Annotated in this window: 26 protein-coding genes and 1 tRNA gene; 12 read left to right on the top strand and 15 right to left on the bottom strand. The window is 58.4% G+C overall.

Translation table 11 applies throughout. The features are described 5' to 3' along the window. Positions 1-261 precede the first annotated feature (261 nt). The 5 genes from H6650_02850 to H6650_02830 form a co-directional block, all read right to left on the bottom strand. Positions 262-1533, bottom strand: coding sequence for an ABC transporter permease (locus tag H6650_02850; protein ID MCB8950930.1), 1272 nt, complete (start codon positions 1531-1533; stop codon positions 262-264). A gap of 13 nt (positions 1534-1546) precedes the next feature. After that, a complete protein-coding gene (locus H6650_02845; GenBank protein ID MCB8950929.1) occupies positions 1547-2812 on the bottom strand; it encodes an ABC transporter permease in 1266 nt (421 codons plus the stop codon). Positions 2813-2859: 47 nt separating this feature from the next. Continuing rightward, positions 2860-3834 carry an ATP-binding cassette domain-containing protein gene (locus H6650_02840; protein MCB8950928.1) on the bottom strand — a complete coding sequence of 325 codons (975 nt, stop codon included), beginning with the start codon at positions 3832-3834 and terminating at the stop codon, positions 2860-2862. Positions 3835-4653: 819 nt separating this feature from the next. Further along, entirely contained in the window at positions 4654-4794 is a 141-nt protein-coding gene (locus H6650_02835; GenBank protein MCB8950927.1) for a hypothetical protein, read from the bottom strand. Continuing rightward, a complete protein-coding gene (locus H6650_02830) occupies positions 4791-5045 on the bottom strand; it encodes a DUF433 domain-containing protein (GenBank protein MCB8950926.1) in 255 nt (84 codons plus the stop codon). The genes H6650_02835 and H6650_02830 overlap by 4 nt, the downstream gene beginning before the upstream one ends. 377 nt (positions 5046-5422) lie before the next feature. Between H6650_02830 and H6650_02825 the strand changes: the two genes are divergently transcribed. The 5 genes from H6650_02825 (at position 5423) to H6650_02805 (ending at position 9714) form a co-directional block, all read left to right on the top strand. After that, positions 5423-5755, top strand: a complete 333-nt coding sequence (locus H6650_02825) for an ATP-dependent Clp protease adaptor ClpS (GenBank protein MCB8950925.1) — start codon at positions 5423-5425, stop codon at positions 5753-5755. Positions 5756-6269: 514 nt separating this feature from the next. Beyond that, on the top strand, positions 6270-7598 hold the full coding sequence (locus tag H6650_02820) for an acetyl ornithine aminotransferase family protein (protein MCB8950924.1): 1329 nt from the start codon (positions 6270-6272) through the stop codon (positions 7596-7598). A 122-nt stretch (positions 7599-7720) separates the two neighbouring features. After that, a complete protein-coding gene (locus H6650_02815) occupies positions 7721-8629 on the top strand; it encodes a dihydrodipicolinate synthase family protein (protein ID MCB8950923.1) in 909 nt (302 codons plus the stop codon). A gap of 1 nt (position 8630) precedes the next feature. Further along, positions 8631-9341 carry an HAD family hydrolase gene (locus H6650_02810; protein MCB8950922.1) on the top strand — a complete coding sequence of 237 codons (711 nt, stop codon included), beginning with the start codon at positions 8631-8633 and terminating at the stop codon, positions 9339-9341. A gap of 97 nt (positions 9342-9438) precedes the next feature. Further along, complete coding sequence (locus tag H6650_02805) at positions 9439-9714, top strand: hypothetical protein (protein ID MCB8950921.1); 276 nt, start codon at positions 9439-9441, stop codon at positions 9712-9714. Between the two features lie 401 nt (positions 9715-10115). Here H6650_02805 and H6650_02800 read toward each other — a convergent pair whose 3' ends face one another. Next, positions 10116-11378: a glucose-1-phosphate adenylyltransferase gene (locus H6650_02800; GenBank protein MCB8950920.1), complete on the bottom strand. Its 1263-nt coding sequence runs from the start codon at positions 11376-11378 to the stop codon at positions 10116-10118. 479 nt (positions 11379-11857) lie between these two features. Between H6650_02800 and H6650_02795 the strand changes: the two genes are divergently transcribed. Together H6650_02795 and H6650_02790 are read left to right on the top strand one after the other, a co-directional pair. Next, positions 11858-12292 (top strand): hypothetical protein, encoded by a 435-nt coding sequence (locus H6650_02795; GenBank protein MCB8950919.1) that lies wholly within the window; start codon positions 11858-11860, stop codon positions 12290-12292. A gap of 22 nt (positions 12293-12314) precedes the next feature. Next, positions 12315-13331 carry a hypothetical protein gene (locus tag H6650_02790; protein MCB8950918.1) on the top strand — a complete coding sequence of 339 codons (1017 nt, stop codon included), beginning with the start codon at positions 12315-12317 and terminating at the stop codon, positions 13329-13331. 38 nt (positions 13332-13369) lie between these two features. On the opposite strand, the gene H6650_02785 is transcribed toward H6650_02790, so the two are convergent. Further along, positions 13370-13606 (bottom strand): hypothetical protein, encoded by a 237-nt coding sequence (locus H6650_02785; GenBank protein ID MCB8950917.1) that lies wholly within the window; start codon positions 13604-13606, stop codon positions 13370-13372. A 360-nt stretch (positions 13607-13966) separates the two neighbouring features. Here H6650_02785 and H6650_02780 point away from each other — a divergent pair, with 360 nt between their 5' ends. Continuing rightward, positions 13967-14821: a helix-turn-helix transcriptional regulator gene (locus H6650_02780; protein ID MCB8950916.1), complete on the top strand. Its 855-nt coding sequence runs from the start codon at positions 13967-13969 to the stop codon at positions 14819-14821. Between the two features lie 212 nt (positions 14822-15033). Here H6650_02780 and H6650_02775 read toward each other — a convergent pair whose 3' ends face one another. From H6650_02775 to upp, 4 genes are all read right to left on the bottom strand, one after another. Further along, entirely contained in the window at positions 15034-15732 is a 699-nt protein-coding gene (locus H6650_02775; GenBank protein MCB8950915.1) for a site-specific DNA-methyltransferase, read from the bottom strand. Positions 15733-15808: 76 nt separating this feature from the next. Further along, positions 15809-16567 carry an SDR family oxidoreductase gene (locus H6650_02770; protein MCB8950914.1) on the bottom strand — a complete coding sequence of 253 codons (759 nt, stop codon included), beginning with the start codon at positions 16565-16567 and terminating at the stop codon, positions 15809-15811. Continuing rightward, positions 16564-17577, bottom strand: a complete 1014-nt coding sequence (locus tag H6650_02765) for an undecaprenyl/decaprenyl-phosphate alpha-N-acetylglucosaminyl 1-phosphate transferase (protein ID MCB8950913.1) — start codon at positions 17575-17577, stop codon at positions 16564-16566. Before H6650_02765 ends, H6650_02770 begins: the two co-directional genes overlap by 4 nt. 22 nt (positions 17578-17599) lie before the next feature. Beyond that, complete coding sequence (gene upp, locus H6650_02760; GenBank protein MCB8950912.1) at positions 17600-18220, bottom strand: uracil phosphoribosyltransferase; 621 nt, start codon at positions 18218-18220, stop codon at positions 17600-17602. 195 nt (positions 18221-18415) lie between these two features. Between upp and ruvB the strand changes: the two genes are divergently transcribed. The 4 genes from ruvB to H6650_02740 all read left to right on the top strand — a co-directional run bounded on the left by ruvB (position 18416) and on the right by H6650_02740 (position 22209). Further along, positions 18416-19474, top strand: coding sequence for a Holliday junction branch migration DNA helicase RuvB (gene ruvB, locus H6650_02755; GenBank protein ID MCB8950911.1), 1059 nt, complete (start codon positions 18416-18418; stop codon positions 19472-19474). A 173-nt stretch (positions 19475-19647) separates the two neighbouring features. Beyond that, positions 19648-19875 carry a DUF2905 domain-containing protein gene (locus H6650_02750; GenBank protein MCB8950910.1) on the top strand — a complete coding sequence of 76 codons (228 nt, stop codon included), beginning with the start codon at positions 19648-19650 and terminating at the stop codon, positions 19873-19875. A gap of 16 nt (positions 19876-19891) precedes the next feature. Next, positions 19892-20983 (top strand): tRNA preQ1(34) S-adenosylmethionine ribosyltransferase-isomerase QueA, encoded by a 1092-nt coding sequence (gene queA, locus H6650_02745; protein ID MCB8950909.1) that lies wholly within the window; start codon positions 19892-19894, stop codon positions 20981-20983. 251 nt (positions 20984-21234) lie between these two features. Next, the gene (locus H6650_02740; GenBank protein ID MCB8950908.1) at positions 21235-22209 is read left to right on the top strand and encodes a PrsW family intramembrane metalloprotease; all 975 of its coding nucleotides are present in this window, start codon (positions 21235-21237) and stop codon (positions 22207-22209) included. A 10-nt stretch (positions 22210-22219) separates the two neighbouring features. Here the strand turns inward: H6650_02740 and H6650_02735 are convergent, their stop codons facing one another. From H6650_02735 to H6650_02720, 4 genes are all read right to left on the bottom strand, one after another. Continuing rightward, a complete protein-coding gene (locus H6650_02735; GenBank protein MCB8950907.1) occupies positions 22220-22696 on the bottom strand; it encodes a DinB family protein in 477 nt (158 codons plus the stop codon). Between the two features lie 2 nt (positions 22697-22698). Then, complete coding sequence (locus H6650_02730) at positions 22699-23469, bottom strand: HAD family hydrolase (protein MCB8950906.1); 771 nt, start codon at positions 23467-23469, stop codon at positions 22699-22701. Between the two features lie 147 nt (positions 23470-23616). Continuing rightward, positions 23617-23958, bottom strand: a complete 342-nt coding sequence (locus tag H6650_02725; protein ID MCB8950905.1) for a hypothetical protein — start codon at positions 23956-23958, stop codon at positions 23617-23619. A 128-nt stretch (positions 23959-24086) separates the two neighbouring features. After that, positions 24087-24160 (bottom strand) — tRNA-Arg (locus H6650_02720). Positions 24161-24167: the final 7 nt, after the last annotated feature.

Here is a 24167-nt window from a genome sequence, read left to right as displayed (position 1 = left end):
ATGACTCTCAGGCTGCCAGCATACATTGTAACCTCATTCCTGTCGGCAGGCTTTCCGACATAAGAAGAGCGTGCCGAATCTGAGGTTATTTCTCATGCAGCAAGCGCGCAGGCTGCCACGCCAACACGCAGTGCTTTCTATTGTACCTCGTTTTGGGGATTGGGGTGACAGTAATGCCAGAAAAGGCAAGCGCCGCCGAGGCGGGGAAGCAGGCCGGTTCAGCCTGTGGCCGCGGGAACCTGACACGCTTCCGCGCCACGATTACTCAAAACGGAAACGCCAACTGGCAATGAGGAAAAACAGTGCGGCAAATCCCAGGAGCATGGCCAACTGCGGCAGCACGGTGGTCACGGTTCCGCCCTCCGCCATCACGCGCATGTATGCCTCCAGCGCGTTCCCCTGCGGCGTCAGGCGCGCCAGTGTACCCAGGAAGCTGGGGGAGCGAAAGACAAACATTTCGGGAATGCCGGCAATACAGCCACCCAACCCGCCCAAAACGAAGACCAGGATCATGCCCAACGAATCGGCCTGTTTTTCCGTGCGCGTCAGGGCGGTAAGCATCATGCCCAACGCCGTCACCGTCAGCGCCAGCAACAGCGTGATCAGGAACAACGCCAGCGGCGAACGCCCCACGGGCATTTGAAACAGGACGGAAGCCAGGCCGATCATGATGGTCAGTTGCAGGATAACGATGACCATATGGGCCAGCATTTTGCCGGCAATGAGCGACCAGCGGGAAATGGGCGCGGCCAGCAGACGGCGGAACGATCCCTGGTTTTTTTCCGCGTAGAAGGATTCTATTTCCGCTGTGGTGACGAAGAAGGAGAACAAAACGGCAATGCCCGGAATCATCGACACGATGACCATATCCAGCAGGTTGGCGGCTGACTGACCGGTGGCATCTTCGACGGTGACGGCAATGGCCGGCTCACGACGCATTTCGTTCAGTTGGGTCATGATCACGCCCAGGGTTTGCGCTTCCACGGCCTGTTGCATGGCCGGGCTGGCGTCCACGAGGACGCCGGCTTCCTCCATCACGGTGTGAATGCCATAGCGGATTTCGCCCACCAGGTTAATTTCCGCGAGAACGCTATCCAGGATGCCGGTGAAAATGCCGGCAATCTGCGTCTGCCCCGGATCAATAATCAACTGCACCGTCGTGGGCGTGTAGGCGTCTATCTGCTGGCTAAAATCAGACGGAATAACCACGCCCGCGTCCACGTCCCGATTGGTCACGCGCTCGTCAACGGCAGCCGTCTGCTCGGCCAGTTCCACTTGCAGCACGTCTACCCCTTGCAACGCGGAGACGACTTCCGCGCCGTAGGGGCCTGCGTCGTCGTTGTACAGGGCCAGTCGCAATGAAATAGCCGGCTGTTCTCCCGAATTTGAGCGCCAGTTGATGATCTGGGGGGCGCCGACCAGCCCGGTGATCAGCAGGGGAAGGAGAAACAGGAGGGCCAGTGCACCCCGGTCGTGGGCGAGTACCTGCAATTCCTTCCCGGCAATGGCCAATGTGTTGTTGAGCCAGTTCATTTTTCTCTCTCCCTCAGTTGAAGTCGAAGCGCCACATGCCCAGGCCAAAGAACAGGATAGAGAAGCCGAGGAGCGCGAGAAATGCCGGCATCACCTCCGCTCCCCCCTGCCCCAACACCAATAGCCGGTAAAACCCATCGATTGCCCAGTATTGCGGCACGGCCTTCGCCACCGTATTCAAGAAATCGCCCAGGAAAAAGGCGGGGACCATCGCCCCCCCCAGAATACCCGTCCCCCAGATCATCACCGTACTCAGGCCACCAATCTGATTCTCCGTGCGCGCCAGCGCCGCAATCAACACCCCCATGCTCGTCGAACACAAAGCCACCAGCGCGCACAATAGCAGCAACGCCAGCGGATCATGCCCCAACGTCAGCCGATCCAGTCCCACCAGTGGCAGCAAAAAGATTCCCACAGCAAAACAGACGCCAAACTGAATCAAGACGATCAGGAAATTCGTCGCCATCTTCCCCAACAACAGGCGCATCTTGCCCAACGGCGCGGCCAGTAGGCGGCGAAAACTGCCATACTTTTTCTCATCATAAATCGAGCGCGCCACCGCCTGCGCCGTCAAAAACACAAACAGCACGGCAAAACCGGGCACTTTCAACTGCACAGAGCCAAAATCCGGCAGTTCCACGCTGGCGACCATGCTGCCCGGCTCCACCGCCGTCAGTGACACCAATGGTCGCGTTTGAGCGCGGGCAAACTGGCCGCGCGCCTGCGCCACAATCCGCTCCGTCGCAAATGTCTGACTTGTCGGCTCCGCCGCTGCCTGCATTGCGCCCATCTGCTCCAGACTGGCAACGAGCTGCTGCTCCAACGCCAGACGTTGCGCCACGCCATCCACAGCCAGGCGCAGCGCCTCCGTCTCATTGATGTCCGCGGCAGGATAGTTGATCAAGCGCAGTTGCGTGGGCACGCCCGCGGCAAAGTCAGCCGAAAAACCCGCTGGAATAAGCAGGACATGGGCAATGCGTCGCGTATCTAACTGCGCCCGCGCTTCCTCCAGGGTGATCGGCTGGACACTGACGCTCCCCGCATCGGCCAGTTTTTGCAGAAACGTTTGCGCCAGTGCGCCATCGCCGTCTTCATTTACCACCGGCAGGGGAATCCTCTCCGCCGCTCCCCCCTCCTCTCCGCCATCACCGGCCAAAACGTTCAAACCCCCCGCGAAAAGAAAGATGAAGATCAAAGGCAGCAAAAACAGGTAGACAATGGCTCCCGAATCTTTGAGCGCCAGTTGTATGTCTTTCAGCGTAATGCTTAGAACTTTCATCACGTTGCCTCCCGGATTTCTGATGGTGGATGCCGACTGTGCAGCGGCTATTCCCGCAGTTTCTTACCGGTGAGTTGCAGGAAAACGGTTTCCAGGTTTGGCTCGTGGATGTCCAGAGAGATAATGGGAATATCCCGCTGGTTGAGAAACTCAAATACGTTGACCAGGGCCGTCTGGCTGTTCTCCGTCTCGATCCGCACCATTGGCGTCATGCCCGTCGCGGATGCACCGTCAGCGCCCCCGCTTTCCAGGCGCGCCTGACGGACGGCGGGCAGCGCCGTCAACTGGCGCAGCAAGTCATCGTCCGCCTGCGACAACCCGATTTGTAAAATACCTCCGCCCAGGGAGTCAATCAGGTTGCGGATGCTATCCAGGGCAATGATCCGCCCCTGGTCAATGATCGCCACCCGCTTGCAGAGCAACTCCACCTCCTCCATGTAATGGCTGGTGTAGATGATGCTCATCCCCCGCTCCCGATTAAGGCGCAGGACGCTCTCAAATATCTGGTTGCGGCTTTGCGGGTCCACGCCCACGGTTGGCTCATCCAGGAAAAGGAGCCGGGGCTGGTGTACCAGGCCGGCGGCAATGTTCACGCGCCGTTTCATGCCGCCGGAGTAGTTCTCCACCGGCTCGTCGGCGCGCTCAGTCAGGGAAACCACGTGCAGCACGTCTTCCACGCGCTCTTTCAGGGGCTGCCCGCGCAGCCCGTAGATACGCCCGAAGAAGTTGAGGTTGGCGCGCGCGCTGAGGGCGGGGTACAGGGCCAAATCCTGGGGTACAAGACCGCTAATTTGCTTCGCGGCGGCGGCATCGGTGAGTATGTCGTGTCCGTCAATGCGGGCTGTGCCGGCAGTAGGCGGGATGACGCCCGTGATCATGGAAATGGTTTGCGTTTTGCCGGCGCCATTCGGTCCCAACAGGCCGAATATCTCACCCTGCTCAACCTGAAAGTTGATACCTTTGACGACGGTGGCCTCGCCGTACTTTTTTACAAGATTGTTGACTTCGAGAATGGGTGGCATCCGTCACCTCCTGGATAGTATTCGGTTAATTGTCACATGATCATCGTTGGAATTACACCGCGGCAATGGCAACGAATCATACAAAAGCTAGAGGAACCGTGATGGGCAAGTCTTCCCGGTGTAATTACTAACGCTCTCTGGAGATTAGACCAATTTCACGCGCTCAATGGTCATTTTCGCCAGAGAAAATGGGGCTAATCTGGCTTAGGGTTCGCTCGAAATTAACTATGGACTTTCCAAAGCATAGGAGGAACCCTTCAAGCGCATCCGTCCCGAGCGAAGCCTTTATGAACGGATGCCCCCTTAGCCGTTACTTCCCGGTGATGTTTACGCAGAGAGGGATGTGGCAAACTGAGAATACCCCGCGAAAAAAACAGGTGGTGACAGCGTATTGCCAACCGCGTCGATACACCAGTCACAAAAAGCACGGACTGTCAATGACATTTGTCACTATACCGCGAATTTGGGTGAGGTTAATCGATGTCGCCCCGCTTTGCGGCGTCGTTTCCCACTCGTCATGCCAGCCTGGAACCGTGTCCGCCATAACCGGCCGCCCGTTTCCCCCATTGTCAAGCAGCCGCCGCCCGCCTATAATTCCAGGTGATGAGTACGCAAACAGTCAGTCCCGACATCCTGGAAGAAGTACAAGAAGAAACTATCCAGGAAGCAATCCACGAGCCTCCTTTCCGCATTGTCATCCACCACAACAACACAACAAAATAGCTACAAACGGGTGGTGTTTTCTGCTTTACTCCCTGTTGATGGGCAGGAGATGCCGGCACAATCGAAGAGCGGCGCTTATGCTTATGTCAGGGCGCTTTAGGGAGATGCCGGCATGGGCACGCTACGATTATTCATTCCTTTTCGCCCGACCTCAAACCCGATTTGATAGACACGTATGCGCCAGCTACTCAACAGGCGGCGCTGGTTATCAATAATGTTCTCATCCAGGATATTCACGCCGCCATCGACCCAAATGCGTATTTGTTTGCATTATCGAGAAATGCCTGTCTTGATAATCTAACCGCTTCCGCAATGGCCTCATGAGAAATGCTGCCGCGCCACTCCTCAATGATCGTTTCCCAGGCCAGCCCATCAGCAACTTGTTCCAAAACATCAGCAACCAAAATTCGAGTTCCGCGAAAGATTGGTTTACCGTGACATATTTCCGGATCAGTGACTACATAACGTCCCATAATTCTTGTTTTCATCTTGATCGCCTCTCCTATTACTTGATGCTCTTCATTATATCATGTTGGATGACTTGTTAGAATTGGTCGATCCTTTTTGACCTCCGCACATACGGGTTTAATGTCGGCGGGTCGTGGCAGATGTGGAATCAACAGTGTCCGATTGCCCGTGGGTGAATCTGTTGTCTTCCGTTATCAATTGCTTGCGTCCAGGCAGGTTGGCGCTTTGGTGCAAGTTAATGTGCTGTCCTCGCAGGCGTAGTTGACGGCCATTATACTATCCGTAAATGAGGGACGGAAGTCAGGCACATTCTGCGAAATCCCACTTTTGAAATGAAGCACGCTATTATGCACATGCTTGATGTTAAGGTAGAATTGATCTATGAAAATGGTGTACGATGCTTGAGATGCTACTGCAAACTGACGTTGAAGAAGCAATCGAACAAGACCTGGGTCTCAGCGACACAGACGCTGCCAATGGTAGCTGGAAAGTTGTCATCCACAACGACGATGTGACCCCCTATGATTTTGTGATTATGATCCTGCAAACTATCTTCCAACTGTCGCCCGTGGCCGCCGAACTCGTCACCTACATCGCGCACTCAATGGGGCTTGCACTCGTGGCTGTTTTGCCGCAAAAAGAAGCGCAGCGACGGGTGGGCAAAGCGCATTTCGCCGCTCAGCTTGAAGGCTACCCGCTCACTTTTTCATTGGAATCTGATGACAACTGACGGGCGTGCAGCCATAATCCCGCGCCGCCGCTGCCAGACGGTCCTTTCCTAACCTCGGCCTTTTGTCACACGCTCTACCGACAACAGAACACGCCGGAACAGACCACGGCAGCTTTGTGCGCTGGCTGCCTATCCACGCCTTGCACGCAGCAGCGTGGCCGGGGAGCAGTGCCGCGTACCTGGGCTTTTGTCCGCTCACGTGTGAAATGATGGATTTGTTGCCCAGCAAACCTTCCTGGAAGCTCGCGCTCAAGCCAGAGTCGTCTCATCACAGCTTCCAGGAAGATATGGAAATCCAACAAACCTTCCTGGAAGCTCGCGCTCAGGCCAGAATCGTCTTATCACAACTTCCAGGAAGGTGGCTGTGAATAGTCAACTATCAACTTTTGTAACTATTCACGTCTCCGAGAGATTGGACCAATTTTGTAGACATCAATAAGATTCAACCAGAGCAAATTGGTCCAATCTGGGCAGATGACCTGTATAGTCACCAACTTTTTTAGAGGAGGCTTCCATGGAACCCAATATCAATGGCGTCGGTCCAATCGCACAGGCGGTGATTGCCCGTGACCATGACGCCCTGGCAACATCTTATCACCGCGAATATCCGCTGGTCGTCGATCATGCCCTCGGCTCCGAGGTGTGGGATGTTGACGGGCGGCGTTATATCGACTTCATGGCCGGCGTAGCCGTGCTGAACGTTGGGCATCGTCATCCGAAGGTCGTGGAAGCCGTGCGGCAGCAGGTCGATAAGTTCTGGCACATTTGCCTGCATGACTTTTACTATCCAAATGCGGTGGACCTGGCGGAGCAGTTGCAGCGGATCGCCCCCATGTCCGACCACACGCGCATCTATTTTGGCAATTCGGGCACGGAAGCGGTGGAAGCGGCGATCAAGCTGGCGCGTTACAAAACAAAGCGCAGCCGTTTCATTGGCTTCACGGGAGCTTTCCATGGGCGTACGCTTGGCTCGCTTTCGTTTACGTCTAGCAAGACGGTACAGCGGGCGAACTATCAGTTGATGGTTCCCGTACACCATCTGCCTTACCCGAACGAGTATCGCCCGGTGCTGGTCTCGCACAACGGGGAGCATTATGGGGACACGATTCTGGATTATCTGGAAAATGAGTTGTTCCGTATGGTCGTGTCGCCGCAGGATATTGCCGGCATTCTCATCGAACCCATTCAGGGCGAAGGCGGCTACGTCATCCCTACCCCCGGCTTCTTCCCCCGTCTGCGCCAGCTTTGCGACCGCCACGGCATTCTCCTCATGGTAGACGAAGTCCAGAGCGGGGCCGGACGCACGGGCCGCTGGTGGGCCATTGAACATGAGGACGTGGAACCGGACATCGTCTGTTTCGCCAAAGGCGTCGCCAGCGGCATGCCATTGGGCGGCATCATCGCCCGCGACGAGGTCATGGCCTGGAAATCGGGCGCGCACGGCAGCACCTTCGGCGGCAATCCCGTGGCCGTGGCGGCTTCCGCGGCCACGCTGCAAGTCATTGAGGAAGAAGGGCTATTGGAACGTGCCACGGAATCGGGAAACTACATCCTGGATGCGCTGGCGGAAATGGAGACGAAACACCCCAGCATCGGCCAGGTGCGCGGGCGTGGTTTGATGGTAGGGATTGAATTCGTCACCGACCGCGAGACAAAAAAGCGGGGTGCGCAACTGCGTAACCATGTCGTGCAGCGTGGTTTTGCCGAAGGGTTGCTGCTGCTGCCCTGCGGCGAAAACACCATTCGCCTGACGCCGCCGCTGAATATCCCGCGGCATCTGCTGGACGAGGGTCTGCAGATTTTCGAGCACGTTGTTGGCGAAGCGGAAGCAATGTACTTGTAGGGCAGCGGGTGGCAAGTGGCGAGTTGCGAGGGGCAAGTGGCAAGTGGCGAGTGCCACCACCAACTACCAACTGTCAACTATCCACTGCCCACCACCCACTATTCACTATTCCCGGAGGCTCTATGTCGGCGCAGGTGAATGCTTTGAATGGGCGCTTGTTTTTGGGGGTGACGCCAGCTATGGCGACGCCGCTGCGTGGGGACGGGCGCGTTGACACGGCGGAGGTGGCGCGGCTGGTAACGTGGCTGATTGATCTGGGCGTTGCCGGCATTTTCGCCGGCGGCACAACGGGTGAAGGACTCCTGCTCCCCCTGGCGGAACGGCGGATGCTGCACGAGGCAGCCGTCGCGGCGGCAGCGGGGCGGGTTCCGGTACTGGTTCATGCCGGCACAAACAACACCACCGACACCCTCACCCTGGCCCAGCACGCTGCCGGCATCGGTGCGGACGGCGTCGTCGTGATCACGCCCACCTTCTACCCCCTCCCCGACGACGCCCTCGCCGCCTACTTCCAGGCCATCGCCGACGCCATCCCCGACATCCCCCTGCTCCTCTACGACATCCCACACATGGCCGTCAACGGCGTCACGCCACGCTTGCTGGGCATGCTGGCGGATACCGTCCCCAACCTGGCCGGCGTGAAGAGCAGCCGCGCCGACGCCCAGGTCGTACGCCAACTGATTGATGCCGCGCCGCATGTGGCCGTTTATGCCGGCAACGAACGCATCGCCCTCGGATTACTGGCCCTGGGCGCGCGCGGCCTGATCAGCGGTCTGGCCACGGCCATGCCGGAACCCTTCGTAGCGCTCGCCGCCGCCGCGCGCAGCGGGGATTGGGCCACGGCACGACAAATACAACAAATAATCAACCGGTTGCTGGATGTTATGCCGGCAGGTCAACGTATCGGGGCCATCAAGACCATCCTCGCCAGCCGCGGCCTCGCCGTCGGCCAACCGCTGCCCCCACGCCCCGCCTGCCCCGATTCCACACTCTGGTCACGCCTACAGGCCATCTGGCCACCCGCTTCCTGATATGCGCCTGCTCCTTTTCGACATTGACGGAACCCTTATCTATGCCAACCGCACCGGGCGGACAGCGATCCTGTCCGCCCTGGAGCAGATCTTTGGCACAACAGGGCCGGCGGAGCAGTACCACATGGCCGGCAAAACGGACCCGCAAATCATCACCGATCTACTCACGGCTGCCGGCATTCCCCCCGCCCAAATCGCCGAAAAACTCCCCCTCGTCTACCGGCACATGGTCGTCAAAGGGCATCAGGTCTTCAAGCCAGAAAATGGGCTGGCCCCCTGCCCCGGTGTCCTCGCGCTGCTCGCCGCGCTCCAGCAGCGCCCCGACGCGGTGCTGGGCCTGCTCACCGGCAACATCGCCGCCACGGCCCCCCTGAAACTGACCGGCGCGGGCATCGATCCCGCTCAATTCCGCCTGGGCGCCTATGGCTCCGACGCAGCCGACCGTAATCTGCTGCCGGCTATTGCCATGCAGCGAGCCACCCAGGTCACGGGTCACTTGTTTCATGCCGGCAACACCACCATCATCGGCGACACCCCCGCCGACATCCTCTGCGCCCGCGGCGCCACCGCCACCGCCGTCGCCGTCGCCACGGGTCGCTACACCCCGGCCACCCTCGCCCAATACAAGCCCGACCACTTGCTGGAGAATCTGCTGGATACGGAAGCCGTCCTGGATCTGCTGCTGCCGAAAGAAGCCCTCCCGTCCACATAAGCGCCCCTTTTCCGTTTTGCCAGAAAAGGATAGCGGACTATAATGCGCAGGTATGCCATGCGGCTTTGCCGGCCGCTCACTTCCAACGAGACCAGGAATGAACAAAGAGTACAAAACGGTAGAAGGGCTTTCCCTCCGGGCACGGGGCCCAACGCAGCTTTCTTTTGCCCAGCTATTCGCCTGGGTTATCTGGCAGTTCCCCCGCGCCAAACAAAACGGCATGTGCGGAGCCGTGCGCCCGCCCAACCCCGATTACGGCTGGTTCCCGGCCCTCATTCAGAGCGATGAGGAAATAGCCGCCGTTTACGCCCACCTGGAGCAGACGTTTAGCACCCCCGAAGCCGCCGCCGACTGGTTGGCAACCCTGGATTGATAGTTACTGGCGTCTGGCGAAATCCACATACGGTGGCCGGAGTCGCGGCTTTAGCCGGGTCAAACCGCCATACGTAGGTCGGCTGAAGCCTCCACTCCGCTTCAGATCGATTCATTCTTGGAGAATGAACCAATCTTGGGGAGAACTGACTTCTGGACACTCACTAAGGGACGGAATTAAATACCGTTCCGGCAAACTGACGATGCAATTCCGTACTTTATTTCATCGTCAGCCCTAAGTGGCTGTCCGCAATTGAGTGGAAATGTGTGGACAGCGGATAGCCTGTCAGTGGCCGTGCGACGAAAACGTGAAGTTGTTTTCGGACGGCTACCAAGTAGTTGCCTTGAAGACCGGCGAAGTTCACTGACGAAGACCGGTCAGATTTACACCATGCCCGACCGTTAAATCACCATGCCATCGGGCAAGATGGCGTTTTTGGGGATAATCACCAGGCCATCACGCGCCACCCAGTTCTCTGATTCCGAATCCGGGCGGGTGGTGTCTATGCGAATACGCACCCCCTTGCCAATGCGCGCATTTTTATCAATAATCGCGCCTTCAATCACCGTATCATCCCCAATGCCAATATCCGGCCGACCCAGGCGACGATTCTCCGCCCGGTCCGCGTCAGATTCGTAGTAATCCGCTCCCATGAGGACGGACTCGCGGATGACGACGTTGTCGCCAATAACGCTGCGCAAACCGATGACGGAGTTATGCAGCGAGGCATGGGCAATCAAGGAGCCATCCCCCAGCAGCACGTTTTCCATTTCTCGTCCTTGCATGGTCGTTCCTGGTAGAAAACGGGGGCGTGTATAGATGGGACGGTCGGCGTCGTAAAAGTTGAAAGCGGCGTTGGGCTGGGTCAATTGCAGATTGACCTCGTAGAAGCGACGAATCGTGCCAATATCGGCCCAATAGCCGTCAAACTGGAACCCCATGACGCGATGCGTACTCAACGCGCCGGGAATGATGTCGTGGCCGAAGTCGTCAGCCCCTTCGTTTTCCAGCAACGCCAGCAGTACATCCAGGTTGAAGACATAGATGCCCATGGAAGCCATGTACGGCTTGTCTGGGTTGCTGCCGCTTTCCATGCCCGCCAACTCGGCGGCGGTTTTCGGTTTTTCGCGGAAGGTGCTGATCTGGCCGTCGGGGTTGAGCTTGAGAATGCCTAACTGGGAGGCATCCTTGTGAGGCACGGGTTGCACGGCTACGGAGATGTCGGCGCCCTTGTCTACGTGGTATTGGAGGAATTCGGCGTAGTCCATGCGGTACAGGTGGTCGCCGGCCAGGACGAGGATGTATTTGACGTCGGCGGAGCGGATTTCGATAATTTGTTTGCGCACGGCGTCGGCAGTGCCCTGATACCAATCCGCGCTGGTGGGTGTTTGCTCGGCGGCCCAGATTTGCACCCAGCCTTTGGAGAATACGTCGCGGACGTAGGTGTTGTAGATGTGGCGGTGTAGGGAGACGGAGTTGAATTGGGTGAGGATGGCGATTTTGTCAATGCCGGCATTAAAGCAGTTGCTCATCGGAATATCAATCAAACGATACCGCCCCGCCAGCGGCACGGCAGGTTTTGATCGTTCCCGGGTCAACGGAGACAGGCGTGTGCCCCGTCCACCACCCAAAATAAGTCCCAAAACTTCATTACTTATGCGCATGAGAGTGCCCCTTGTTTCGCATACATACGGAAAAACTGAACTATACGCATTATACCTTTGTCGCCGCCATCCTGACCAACACAATCGCCTTCCTTTTGCACTTGGCGGTTGGCAGTTGCCTGTTGGGTTCGTGGCAAATACCGTTTTACGCTCTGGAACGTGTGTGCTATCATTCCGCGCTGACGACGTCAAAACAAACAACATATGGTAACTACTAACGCTCTCTGGAGATTGGACCAATCTGGCCCGGCAGTTACCAACCATGGACAAGCAGCGGAAAATGGTGGTCGGGCAGGTATCCTGGCAAACATCGATTAAGGACTGGCGATGAAATAGAGTACGGAATTGCATCGTCAGTTTGCAGGAACGGTAAGGAAACAACTTCGTTGTTATCTGATTTCCGTTCTTAAGTGGTTCAACCGCCAACAAACCATACCCAACCACCCATCGCGCCACCGTCTATTCTCGAAGGAAACAGCATGAGCCGTGTTATCAATACCAACAATCCCACCAAAGTGCGCAATCAGAACCGCCGCACGATTGCCGAAATCCTGCGCCACCTGATGCAGAAGCCGAAAATGGACGCGGAAGCAAAGGACATGGCCGCGCACATCGTCTTCTGCCTGCGCGAAATCAATGAAGGCGTGGAGCAGACCACGCAGGCGTGGGAAAAACGGGGCTATTGGATGAAGTCAGAGCGTTTTTTGCGGGAGTGGGAGTGGAGCAAAGAAATGGCCCATAATCTGGAGGACGTTATCCGCAACGAGGCCTGGGACCTGCTGCCCGGGTTGCTGGCGGAAATGCTCCCCTACTTCTCCGACATTGAACTGAAAACTATGACGCGCAAGCCCATCACCTGGCAGGCCGCTTTCAAGCAACTACAGAAGGAACCCCCCAGTCCTTCCCCCTGGTAGGCGGCTTGAAAAAAAATAACTCTTGAAATCAACCGGCTTATTTTCATCCTCTTTGTGGCTGCTGTGCCTCATCAGCGTTGTGGGCGCTGTGGCCTGCCTGCCCGTGAACGCGGGGATGCCCACGCTGGCGGCGTTGGCGGCTACGCCCCCTCTCCAGGCCGCCACGCGCACGCCCGACGCCACGCCTGCCCAACCGACCACGCTGCCGCCCACGCCCACGCGCACGCCGCGCCCCACCTGGACCGTTACGCCGTCCCCCACCGCGACGCCCCTCTGCGCCGGCGCGGGTCGCGTGGCGTCGGGTATCTATACGAGCCTGGTGGATGGTCCACAGCGTCGTTTTCGCGTGTATCTGCCGCCATGTTACGGGGAAGATGGCCGGGTGTATCCGGTATTGTATTTGCTGCATGGTAATGGGCAGGACGAGGGGACGTGGGATCAGGTGGGGGTGGATGAGGCGGCGGATGCCGGCATTCTCGCGCGCACCCTCCCCCCCATGATCATCATCATGCCCGCCGGCGGCTGGGCCATGTACTACACTTCCGGCGGGCCAGGCTCATTTGAATCCGTGATCATGGATGACCTGATTCCGGCCATCGAAGCCGACTACTGCGCCTGGGCTACGCCCGCGGGCCGGGCCATCGGCGGCATCTCTCGCGGCGGCTACTGGGCGCTGGAGATCGCTTTCCGCCATCCCGCCGATTTTGCCGGCGTGGGCGGCCACAGCGCCGCACTACTGGACACCTACGCCGGGCCAAACCTGAACCCACAGTACACGGGTGTGAACAATGCGCTGGGCGATTTGCGTGTCTACCTGGACGCGGGAGAGGGTGACCTGGGGGTTTTGCCTAATTTGGAACGGCTGCATGAGGATTTGGAGAATGCCGGCATTCCCCACGAGTGGCATCTCAACCCAGGCGACCACAGCGAAACCTACTGGAGCGACCAGGTCAGCAACTACCTCGCCTGGTACGCCGCCCCCTGGTCCCCGGACCGCCAACAGTACCCCCCCTGCGCACAAAAAAGCCAGGCTCCATGAGCCTGGCCCTGATTCTCAACACTGCCCCCCGAAAAACATCAATAAGACTGAATCACTTCCATCTTCTGTTGCCAGAACGCATCCGTCTCCAACGAATGCGCCGCCTTCATCCGTCGCAACAACTTACGCAGACTGGGGCGATGCCAATGCGCCAGCACGCGCAGCGACAAAAGCTGGTCCTCATCCTCCAGGAAAATCAACCGCCACGCCAGCAGCTCCCGAATGCGCCCCTTGCTCTTGAAGAAAGACAACATGCTGCTTACTTTTGCGTTCATCACTCTCTCACCTGGTCCTGCATCGTCATCAATCAGGCACAAGCCCTATTTACTTCACCGCCAACAATTGCGTCAAGGCTCAGTATAGGCAACCACTTATCATCTTAGTGAAAACTAGATTACAGCGCAATTAGCCGATAGTACTACTCCCACATGCCTGCTCAGCTTCAGGAGTATATGATCCTAGAAACCTTCCCGGAAGCGCAATTTCAGGCCCAAAGCGTCTCATCATTCCAGTCATTGCGCAGCAAAACAGCTACCGCGGAAAGGTGGTCGTGAATCGTTATACCCTCCCTGGCATCTATCCCCTTTTGGAATATCTCGTAATGGGATATTACAATATGAAGAGAGGTACATTGAATGACATCTTTGGCTCATGATCCCAGATACAAGAAGTTTCGTCAGTTGCTCGCTGCCTATCGCCTGCGTCAGGAAATAACGCAAATGCAACTGGCCGAGAAACTTGGTCGCCCCCAATCTTTCGTCTCCAAATATGAAAACGGCGACAGGCGAATAGACTTCATTGAGTTGTCGGAAATTATCGAAGCACTGGGGATAAAACTTCTGGATTTCATGCACGATTTTCATGAAGAGGCTTCCCCATCGAGCATTCTGGACGAGTGGGAAATCACACCAACACAATTGACCGAGATGCTGGCGGAAAATCCCAGCCTACGCGGCATGTTGTTGCGGTATGTCGCTGAATTAAAACTCAAGGCACTGGTTGTTTCCATCCCCAACGTCACCTATATCACAAAATTAGATGACCACCAAAGAAAGAAAAGAGGCGACCTTTTCCTTATCTATCGGAAAAGAGCCTTTCACCTGGAGTCAAAATCATTGCAATCAAACAGCGTGCAATGGGATGAAACGCATAAGCGTTGGTCAGGAAAGGCACAGGTGGATGGCAGCGACAAGCGAAGCATAAACCTGCCAGACGGATCAACGCTAAACACGACTCTCCTCTTGCGAGGAGAGTTTGATATTCTGGCAGTCAATTGTCATGCCTTTGAAGGTAAATGGCATTTCATTTTTGCCCGCAACGCCGACTTGCCAACTTCCAACTATCGCGGTTACCCTGAAGAGCAAAACAAATCCCTGATAGCCAATCTTGTCCCCGTGTCATGGCCGCCAGAGCCTCCTTTTTACGTCAATCTCAGGGACTTGCTGGATGAAATGGTGGATAGTGGGGAAGGAATGAATCCGACTACGTAACGGCTAAGTAACCGTCTAAAAGACGGATGCGCCCTAAGTGGCTGTCCGCAATCAAGTAGCGGAATTGTGCGGACAGCTTGTCAGTAGCCGTCCGATGAAAACGTGAACTTGTTTTCGGAGGGCTACTAAGCTTGTAGAGGCCCATGCTGCCTTCGACAGACCCAGACAACGGGCTGAGTAGTTTTCCTACGACGCTGAATGTCATGTCGGATTCACTTGATAAACACGAGGAAATAGGAATGATTCTTCCTGGCATGAACCTGCTTTTTCAAGCGACTTACGGCGGGTCGGTTGTTTCGCACGACAACGAAAAGGTCTTTCGTGTAAAAGCCTAGCCTCTCATATTCGTTGATAATCTCAACATGCGTTAACCATTGCTTTCCCGCGCTTACCTCATCCTGGCATTTAGCGATAAGAACGCCTTTTTTCTTCAATACACGAAATGCTTCGCAGCCCGACCGAAAATACATGTCGGTAACGGCTCCATGCCATTTTGCTGTTCCTTGCCTTTTATCTCTATTGACTTCATCCCCGTTGGAATAAGCCTCGCGAAACGCGGTATGGGAGCCAGAACCCGCCTTTTGTGAATTCGCCCGCCGATAGAAGCCCTCCATGTAGGGAGGATCGAGGACGACACAGTCTATTGAGGTATCAGGATATGGCAGGTGACGACAATCCACGCCCATAGCAATGTCTGTTGCCTTGATCGTATAGAGGCCCTGCGGAACGTTTCGCCAGAAAACACCCTTCCCATAGGTTACATCGGCAATGACGGCTCCTGGCGGAATGTGCAGTGCCAAAATTCGAGGGAAGACCTCAGCATTCCCGCCCACATAGGCGGAAACGACAAGATCGCTCGTCGGCTCTCCTCCTTGTGTCCGTTTATGGGTATCCGTTTCCTCGGTAAACAGCTTGGGTTGAACGATTTTCATGGCAACAGAGTATCCCAAATCGGGATATTTGTCAGCCTGTGCCTCTGCGAGACGCTCACATCACTACGCCGCCGTTGACGTTGATCACCTGGCCGGTGATGAAGCTGGCGGCGTCGGAGGCCAGGAATACGGCCAGGTCGGCCACGTCTTGCGGGCGACCCCAACGATGCAGAGGGGTTTCCGCCAGCACGCGCTGCTGCCAGGCCGCGGTAGCCGTCTGCCCCCAGGCGGTCTGGACAAAGCCGGGCGCGATGCAGTTGACGCGCACACTGGGGGCAAGGCCACGGGCCAGGCTCTTGGTGAACCCCATGATGGCGGCTTTGGAGATGGCGAATAACTCCGCCGTGGTGCCGGCCATGCCATCCAGGAAGGCTTTGTCCCAGCCCATGTTGAGGATGACGCCGCCGCCGGTGGCCTTCATGCGCGCGCCTACGGCCCAACTACAGAGGGCTGTGCCGCGCACGTCAACGGACAGGACCATGTCCAGTTTTTGCGCGGGGGGCAGGTGGCGATGGGGGGGGGTGATGATGTCGCTGCCGGCATTATTCACCCACACATCCACCCCACCCAACCAGGACCACGCCTCTTCCACCAGTTGCGTCACCGCCCCCTCCCGCGACACATCCGCGCCCAACGCCAGCCCCCGCCGCCCCATATCCGCAATCTCCGCCACAACCTCCGCCGCCCCACTTGCCGAACGATGATAGTTGACGACCACATCCGCCCCCGCCCGCGCCAGCGCCAGGGCAATAGCCCGCCCAATGCCCCGACTGCCGCCGGTGACGACGGCCCGCCTGCCAGCCAGGGTATTCATGCGCGCACCCGCCGGCTGAGCCAGAAGAAGAAAAGGAGAACCACGACGGTGAGGGCGGCGAGGAGGACGAGCTTGATTTTGGCCGTGCCCAGAATGGCGACGAGGCCAAAGGCGGCGCTGACGGCATAGTAACCGAGGACGATGTGGGGGGTGGAAATGCCGGCATCCGCCAGCCGATAATGCAAATGTCCTCGATCCCCCTGAAACGGGCTGCGCCCCTGCCGCAGCCGGTTGAACACCTGCCAACCCACGTCCAAAATCGGAACTGCCATCACCAGCAGCGCCGTGGCGATCTTCGCCGGCGCCAAAATCGACAACGTCGCCAACTGGTAGCCCAAGAAATACGCGCCCGCCGATCCCAAAAAGATGCGCGCTGGCGTGAAATTAAAGGGCAGGAAACCCAACAGCGCCCCGGCCAGCGCCAGCGGGAACAAAGCCACCGTCGTCTGCGCCAGATTGTAGCTGTGCCAGGCAAACAGCAGCGCCGCAATCGTGCCCACGCCGGCGGCCAACCCATCCAGGCCATCGAGGAAATTGATCGTATTGATCATGCCCACCATCCAAAAGAGCGTGAAAGCCAGGGCCAAAACGCGCGGCCTGATCCACACCCATTCCCCGTTCAGCGGATTGGTGAACAGTTCGATAAAGATGATGTGGGACATGGCAATGCCGGCACCCACAAACTGAATCAAGAAGTTGACCCGTGGTGATAGTTCCAGGCGATCATCCAGCAAACCGCCACCAAACATCACCACGCCGCCCAACAGCACCCCGCGCAGCCGCGTAGCGTCATCGCCCACCGGCGGCGCCAACGCCCACGCCAGCGCCGCCGCCACCAGGAAGGCCGCCGCCAGTGGCAGCCCGCCAAACTGGGGCATCACCTGCCCATGCCGCCGCCGCCCGCCCGGAACCGCCACCAACCCCCAGCGGAACGACAACCAGCGCGCCGCCGGCGTCAACAACAGCGATACCACCAACGCCGTCACAAAAACAAGTAAATACGGAGACACCTTCCGCCTTCTACCTTCTCTTTCACCCCGTACCAAACTGGCGGTCGCCCGCGTCACCCAGCCCGGGCACAATGTAGCCAATCCCGTTGAGATGAGAATCAATTTGCGCTACGTGAATGTCCACGTCCGGGTGGGCCGTTTGCAGCGCCTCGACCCCTTCGGGAGCCGCCAGGATACCCAGAAACTTAATGCGTTGCGCGCCCCACTCCTTCAAAATATCCACCGTGGCAATCGCCGAGCCGCCGGTCGCCAGCATCGGGTCCAACACCAGGCAAACGCGCACGGTGGGGGCAGTGGGCAGTTTGTTGTAGTAGGAAACGGGCTGCAAGGTCTTTTCATCCCGATACAGGCCAATGTGCCACACTTCGGCGGAGGGCATCATCTCCCAAATACCGTTGACCATGCCCAGTCCGGCGCGCAAAATGGGAATCAGGCCGATTTTTTCCTTGAGCATGACGCCTTGCGCCTCGCCCATGGGCGTGGCAACGGTGCGCGGCGCGGTCGCCAGGTCTTGCGTCGCCTCGTAGCAAAGCATCATGGCGATCTCCCGCACCAATTCGCGGAATTTCTTTGGCTCCGTGTTCACGTCACGCAGCAGGGTCAGTTTGTGCTTGATCAAGGGGTGTTTTGATTCAAAGACCATCGTTTCTCCTCAAACGGTGATAGATCGCGGTTGTCAGATGCCGGCACGCCCCCATCTCCATAGGTCCGGCGCGCATTCCGGCGAATTGTACAACAGTTTGCCCCCTCCTACCTCCTACCTCCTACCTCCTACCTCACACCTCCTACCTCACATTGTGGCTACGCAATCATGCCGGCATCACGTATAATCCCCCCTATGAGCGAAAAACGCCCCCCCGACCGCGCCATCAGCGGCCAAAAGCGGGAAGAAGACCAAACCCTCGACGGCATGATTCGCCCGCAGCAGCTAAGCCAATTCACCGGCCAGGAAAAGCTCAAAGCCAACCTGACCATTTTGCTGCAAGCGGCCCAATCACGCCAGGAACCCGTAGACCACGTCCTCTTCCACGGCCCCCCCGGTCTGGGCAAAACCACCCTGGCGCACATCATCGCCCAGGAAATGAACGTGAACATCCGCACCACCGCCGGCCCTGCCATTGAACGCGCCGGCGACCTGGCTGCCATCCTCACCAACCTGCGCGCCGGCGACATCCTCTTCATCGACGAAATCCACCGCCTCAGCCGCGCCGTCGAAGAGATCCTCTATCCGGCGATGGAAGACTTCGTGCTGGACATCATCGTGGGCAAGGGACCCGGGGCCAAAAACGTACGCCTGAAACTGCCGCGCTTCACCGTCATTGGCGCGACCACCCGCCTCGCATTGATCACGGCCCCCCTGCGCGCCCGCTTCGGAGCCGTCTACCGCATGGACTTCTATGAGCAGGAGGCGCTGGAAACAATCGTCATGCGCGGCGCGCGCGTCCTGGATGTGCCCATTGAGCCGGATGGCGCCACGGAAATCGCCCGCCGCGCCCGCGGCACACCGCGCGTTGCCCTGCGTCTGCTGCGCCGCGTGCGGGACTACGCACAGGTGCGCGGCGACGGGCGCATCACGAAAGCCGCCTCCGATGAGGCGCTGGCGCTGCTGGAGATCGACGCGCTGGGGTTGGATGACCTGGACCGGCGCGTGCTGCGCGCCATTGTGCAGAAATTTGGCGGTGGCCCCGTGGGGTTGGAAACCATCGCCGCCTCCATCAGCGAGGAACCGGACACGATCATGGATGTGGTGGAACCGTACCTGCTCCAACTCGGCTTCCTGGAGCGCACCCCGCGCGGACGCGCCGCTACACCCCACGCCTACGCGCATCTGGGCATCCCGCTGGCCCCCGACGGCAAAAAGGGAAATGACGACGTCATTCAACCCCGTCTCCTCTGATTCTGGCCCCAAAACCCGGTTTCTTCTCCCGCTCAGAGACCGGTCTTTCGCTGTTCTGGTAACGACGAACCCACTCGTGGGTTGAGCTTGTCGAAGCCCCGATTCCCTTCGACAGGCTCAGGCGACGGACTGGAATCTCAGGCGGCGGGCTAAATAGTTATGTACTCTGACTCATGGCTGATTTTGGCAAACTCCTAATCATCATTGGACTCGTCATCACTCTTTCCGGGGTGTTGGTCTTGCTGGCGACGCGCTACCTGCCCTGGTTGGGCAATCTGCCGGGAGATTTTCGCCTGGAGGGTGAGAATTTCCGCATCTATTTTCCCCTGGCGACGATGCTGCTGATCAGTCTGCTGGGGTCAATTCTGCTGAATATCATTATTCGCATTTTCCGCCGCTGACGCGGCACGCAAGCGTATGAGAACTGAGGATTTTGCTTACGAATTGCCGGCATCCCGCATCGCCCAAACCCCGCTCACCCAACGAGACGCCAGCCGCCTGCTCGTGCTGGACCGTCGCAGCGGCGCCGTAACCCACCGCGCCTTCACCGACCTGCTCGACCTGCTGCAACCCGGCGACATCCTCGTCGCCAACAACAGCCGCGTCATGCCGGCACGCCTGCACGGGCGCAAAACCAGCGGCGGTAGAGTCGAACTGCTGCTGCTGGAACAGACCGCCCCCCATACCTGGAAAGTCCTCGCCGGTGGCAAGAAACTACACCCTGGCGTGCAAATACGCCTGCTGGACGCGCAGGAACGGGAAACCGACCTCATGGCCACGATCACGGCCACCCTGGACGGCCCCCAACGGGAAGTAACCTTCAACGGCCCCATTAACGACCGGTTGGACCTGTTGGGGCACACCCCCCTGCCCCCGTACATCCACCAACAAATAGCGGACGCCGAACGCTACCAGACCATCTACGCCCGCCCGCCTGGTTCGGCGGCCGCCCCCACCGCCGGCCTGCACTTCACCCCCGACTTGCTGCTGGCGCTGCGCGAGAAAGGCGTGCTGTTCGAGACGGTCACGCTGCACGTCGGGCTGGACACCTTCAAACCCGTTGAGGTGGACCAGGTCATGGCGCATACCATTCATAGCGAATGGGTGCGATTGACGCCGGAAGCAGCCCGGCGCATCAATGAGGCCAAGTTGGCGGGCGGGCGCGTGGTGGCCGTGGGGACAACCAGTGTGCGTGTGCTGGAAACGGCGGCCTGGCGCAGCGCCGGCGTCTTCACGTCTCTCCAGCATGTCAGTCGGCAGCCTCCCCCCAATGCCTGCCCCTGGAAACCGGTGGCGGCCACGGAGGGGCACACCGATCTGTTCATTTATCCCGGCTACTATTTTCGCGTGGTGGATGCCCTGATTACAAATTTCCACCTGCCACAGTCAACGTTGATGATGCTGGTGAGCGCATTTGCCGGCATCGATCACATCCGCGCCGCCTACCAATCCGCCCTGGCGCTCGATTACCGCTTCCTCTCCTTCGGCGACGCCATGTTCATCGCCTGAAAAGGGAAGATCACCCCCCTATAAAAAAAGAGCGCCGTGAAGCCGGGAGTTCACGACGCCCAAAGCGGAGGAGGTAAGAGAAGGAACTACTGCCTATGCCGCCGGGTACATTCATGAGTATACTTGCCGCTTGTTAAGCCGCTTTGAACACCATGTTAACATCTCGCCCCATTTTGTTAAACCTTCATTAAGAACAGACGGGCGCGACCCGGCTCATCCAGTTGCCGCCGCCACGTACCAGGAATGCGCGCATGATCCTTCCCTCCCTGCTCGCCGCCATCATCCCCACCGGCTTCTACGTCACCCTCATCTACTGGGTTGACCGCTACGAAAAAGAACCATTGCGGCTGGTTCTGGCCGCCTTTCTCTGGGGCGCCATCCCCAGCATCATCGCCGCCTTCCTTTTTAACACCGCCCTGAGCATTCCTTTCTACCTGCTCAGCGAAGGCTTTGGCGACTTCGTGGGAGCCGTCGTCATCGCCCCCCCCGTCGAAGAATCACTCAAGGGACTGGCCCTGCTGGGCATTTTCGTCTTCTGGCAGCACGAACTGGACAGCCCGCTAGACGGCATCATCTACGGAGCCATGGTGGGCATGGGGTTTGCCATGGTAGAGAACGTCTTCTACTTTACCCGGGTCTATAAAGAACTGGGACTGGCTGCCTGGGAAGTGAACATCTTCATGCGCGCCTTCCTCTTTGGCCTCAACCATGCCCTCTTCAGCAGCATGACCGGGCTGGGGCTGGTTGCCGCCCGCTTTGCCCGCGGCAAAATCACGCGCCTGGCCGCCCCCATTGCCGGTTGGAGCGTGGCCGTCCTTCTCCACGCCACGCACAACGCCTCCGCCTCCATCGGCGGGCTGTTCTGCGTGCTGCTGTTCCTCAGCGATTATGGCGGCCTGCTGCTCACATTTGGCATTATCGCTTGGGCGTTGTGGCAAGAGAGCCGCTGGATCCAAAACTACCTGGCGGAAGAGGTGGAACATGGCTTGTTGACGGCGCAGCAGTGGCAGACGGCCTCCTCCACCTGGAAACGAGCGAAGCAAAGCCTGCGGCAGCTTTCAACGGGCGGCTTCGCCGGGTATCGCGCCAGCATACGCTTCTACGAACACTGCGCGGAGCTGGCCTACAAGAAGCACCAATTTTCTTTGTTTCAACGAGGGCGGGATCAGGAGCGGGCGGAGCGACTGCGAACGGAGATTGCCGCGCTGCAACAACGCATGACGTAAGACGCCATTGTCAGTGGGCTTGCGCCAGCAGCGCCGTGATTTGCTCCCAGTGCGCGGCGTCGTGGCGCACGACCAGGGTGAGGAGTTCGTGCATGGTGGTGGGGCCAAAGAAGGCATGACGCCCCCGTCGCCGCCACATGGCGTCGTCTAATGCACGCAGCATGGCTACGGTTTGTGTGCGCGCCGCGTAGAAGTCCGCCAGCGCGGTGGGACCATTTTGCGCCTGGTAGTTGCGGGGGACGGCCCACTCGTCGGGGGTGACGCCGGAAATGAAGGCGTTTTCGTGAGCGATGAGGGCGTCGAAGCGAGGACGATGCACTTCGCGTTCGACATCGCGCAGGTGGCAAATAACCTGGGTGAGCGACCATTCGCCTGAATCGGGCTGCCACATCCAATGCACATCGGCGCCGGTGAGGGCACGATGCACGTTTTCGGCAAACTGCCGCATCTGGTCGAGGAGAGCAGGGACAGGCGGCGTTTCGGGCATGGCTATGGCTCGTTTGGAGGGGAAAAGGGGGCAGGGCGCAGGCTGTGGTCGCCGGGCAGCCAGCCGCGGCGCAGCGCGTCGTACAGTTGCGCGAGTGCGCCCCAGCCGACAATGAGGTCCGGGTCTGGGGGGGACGTGGCGTCCGACGTGATCCAGTAGGCGTGCAGGTTGAGGACAGATGCCGGCACAACATCATTCTCCCAATCGTCCCCCACCATCAACGCCTCCTCCGGCCTACATCCCACCGCCGCCAAAATCTCTCGGTAATACGCCGGCTGCGGCTTCGTGGCGTGCATATTGTCAAACGTCGTCACCAGGTCAAACCGCATCTCGGCCACCGGCAGGCCAGCCCAGGCCAACCGCTGCTCAATCGCCGTCGTCGGAAAGAGCGGATTCGTCGCCACCACCACGCGCCAGCCGCGCGCCTGGCACCAACGCACCAGGTCGGCAGCCCCGGGTACGGGGCTTGTGACCGACCGCAGCAGGGGAAACTGCTCCGCGTAGAAGCGGTCGAAGAGCGCCTCCGTCCGTGACCGCGGCGCCCCTGTGCGCTGCTGGAAAGCGGCCCAAAACACTTCCCGATTCGTCACTTGAGGGTCGGTGTTGGCGATTACTTCGCGCGTACAGTAGAGCAGCTCCCGCACCATGTCGTACTCGCCATAGCCGGCGGCCTGGGCAAATTGCGCCAGCAATCCAAAATAGCGCGGCAAAAATGCGCGCATATCGTTGAAAAGCAGCGTGTCATCCAGGTCCAGCAATATCGCTTTGATCATACTTGTCTAGTAACTGCTAAGCCGGATAGATTGGACCAATTTTCTCTGGTGAGATTGGTCCAATCTCCAGAGAGCGTTAGTCGTTATCTTGTCTAAATCTTGCTGGAAGCGCCACAGCTTCCAGCAAGAAGAAGGCGACAAGGCGGCTTACTGATCGCCAAACAAGGCGTTCAACCCGGGCCGCTCCCGCGCACACTCCGGGCAGCCAACTTGCGGAGAGGGAACGTCAATCAAATGTTTGCTGCAAAAAGCGGTCACTTCTACGCGCCGATTCAGTCCTAACATGCCCTTTTTTACCGTTCCCTCCAGAACGAGGTGCGGGCTGTTGTTGGCCATTAAAATGTCGGGAACGGGGCAGGACTGGCAGTCGCGGGGCTGCCAGTCCGGTGAGCGGGGATTGCTTTGTACCAGGCGGCATTCCTGGTCTGAGCGACCGCGATGGAAATTTTGATAGTAGAATCGGCATTCTTTGCCGGCAGGTGTGCGCATAATTCGTTGACGTCAAGCATAATTCCGGGTGGGCCAAAGCATTGACCACGCCGCCTTTATAACTCTAACTTTATCGCCGTCGCCCGGCAACAAAAAAGCGACGCCATTTGGTGTCGCTTTCTGTCAGGTACGCCCTGAGAGACTCGAACTCCCGACCTTCTGGTTCGTAGCCAGACGCTCTAATCCACTGAGCTAAGGGCGCATATACT

It is taken from the genome of Ardenticatenales bacterium (genome assembly GCA_020634515.1).
Classification (GTDB): domain Bacteria; phylum Chloroflexota; class Anaerolineae; order Promineifilales; family Promineifilaceae; genus JAGVTM01.
The sequence above is the reverse complement of the archived record's forward strand: the minus strand, read 5'-3'. Positions and strand labels throughout refer to the sequence as shown.

What these genes read in the sequence shown, in the direction of transcription:
- H6650_02850 (MCB8950930.1), bottom strand. Translation starts at nt 1,533, where the DNA reads ATGAACTGGCTCAACAACACATTGGCCATTGCCGGGAAGGAATTGCAG.
- H6650_02845 (MCB8950929.1), bottom strand. Translation starts at nt 2,812, where the DNA reads ATGAAAGTTCTAAGCATTACGCTGAAAGACATACAACTGGCGCTCAAA.
- H6650_02840 (MCB8950928.1), bottom strand. Translation starts at nt 3,834, where the DNA reads ATGCCACCCATTCTCGAAGTCAACAATCTTGTAAAAAAGTACGGCGAG.
- H6650_02830 (MCB8950926.1), bottom strand. Translation starts at nt 5,045, where the DNA reads ATGAAAACAAGAATTATGGGACGTTATGTAGTCACTGATCCGGAAATA.
- H6650_02825 (MCB8950925.1), top strand. Translation starts at nt 5,423, where the DNA reads ATGCTTGAGATGCTACTGCAAACTGACGTTGAAGAAGCAATCGAACAA.
- H6650_02820 (MCB8950924.1), top strand. Translation starts at nt 6,270, where the DNA reads ATGGAACCCAATATCAATGGCGTCGGTCCAATCGCACAGGCGGTGATT.
- H6650_02815 (MCB8950923.1), top strand. Translation starts at nt 7,721, where the DNA reads ATGTCGGCGCAGGTGAATGCTTTGAATGGGCGCTTGTTTTTGGGGGTG.
- H6650_02810 (MCB8950922.1), top strand. Translation starts at nt 8,631, where the DNA reads ATGCGCCTGCTCCTTTTCGACATTGACGGAACCCTTATCTATGCCAAC.
- H6650_02805 (MCB8950921.1), top strand. Translation starts at nt 9,439, where the DNA reads ATGAACAAAGAGTACAAAACGGTAGAAGGGCTTTCCCTCCGGGCACGG.
- H6650_02800 (MCB8950920.1), bottom strand. Translation starts at nt 11,378, where the DNA reads ATGCGCATAAGTAATGAAGTTTTGGGACTTATTTTGGGTGGTGGACGG.
- H6650_02795 (MCB8950919.1), top strand. Translation starts at nt 11,858, where the DNA reads ATGAGCCGTGTTATCAATACCAACAATCCCACCAAAGTGCGCAATCAG.
- H6650_02785 (MCB8950917.1), bottom strand. Translation starts at nt 13,606, where the DNA reads ATGAACGCAAAAGTAAGCAGCATGTTGTCTTTCTTCAAGAGCAAGGGG.
- H6650_02780 (MCB8950916.1), top strand. Translation starts at nt 13,967, where the DNA reads ATGACATCTTTGGCTCATGATCCCAGATACAAGAAGTTTCGTCAGTTG.
- H6650_02770 (MCB8950914.1), bottom strand. Translation starts at nt 16,567, where the DNA reads ATGAATACCCTGGCTGGCAGGCGGGCCGTCGTCACCGGCGGCAGTCGG.
- upp (MCB8950912.1), bottom strand. Translation starts at nt 18,220, where the DNA reads ATGGTCTTTGAATCAAAACACCCCTTGATCAAGCACAAACTGACCCTG.
- ruvB (MCB8950911.1), top strand. Translation starts at nt 18,416, where the DNA reads ATGAGCGAAAAACGCCCCCCCGACCGCGCCATCAGCGGCCAAAAGCGG.
- H6650_02750 (MCB8950910.1), top strand. Translation starts at nt 19,648, where the DNA reads ATGGCTGATTTTGGCAAACTCCTAATCATCATTGGACTCGTCATCACT.
- queA (MCB8950909.1), top strand. Translation starts at nt 19,892, where the DNA reads ATGAGAACTGAGGATTTTGCTTACGAATTGCCGGCATCCCGCATCGCC.
- H6650_02740 (MCB8950908.1), top strand. Translation starts at nt 21,235, where the DNA reads ATGATCCTTCCCTCCCTGCTCGCCGCCATCATCCCCACCGGCTTCTAC.
- H6650_02735 (MCB8950907.1), bottom strand. Translation starts at nt 22,696, where the DNA reads ATGCCCGAAACGCCGCCTGTCCCTGCTCTCCTCGACCAGATGCGGCAG.
- H6650_02730 (MCB8950906.1), bottom strand. Translation starts at nt 23,469, where the DNA reads ATGATCAAAGCGATATTGCTGGACCTGGATGACACGCTGCTTTTCAAC.
- H6650_02725 (MCB8950905.1), bottom strand. Translation starts at nt 23,958, where the DNA reads ATGCGCACACCTGCCGGCAAAGAATGCCGATTCTACTATCAAAATTTC.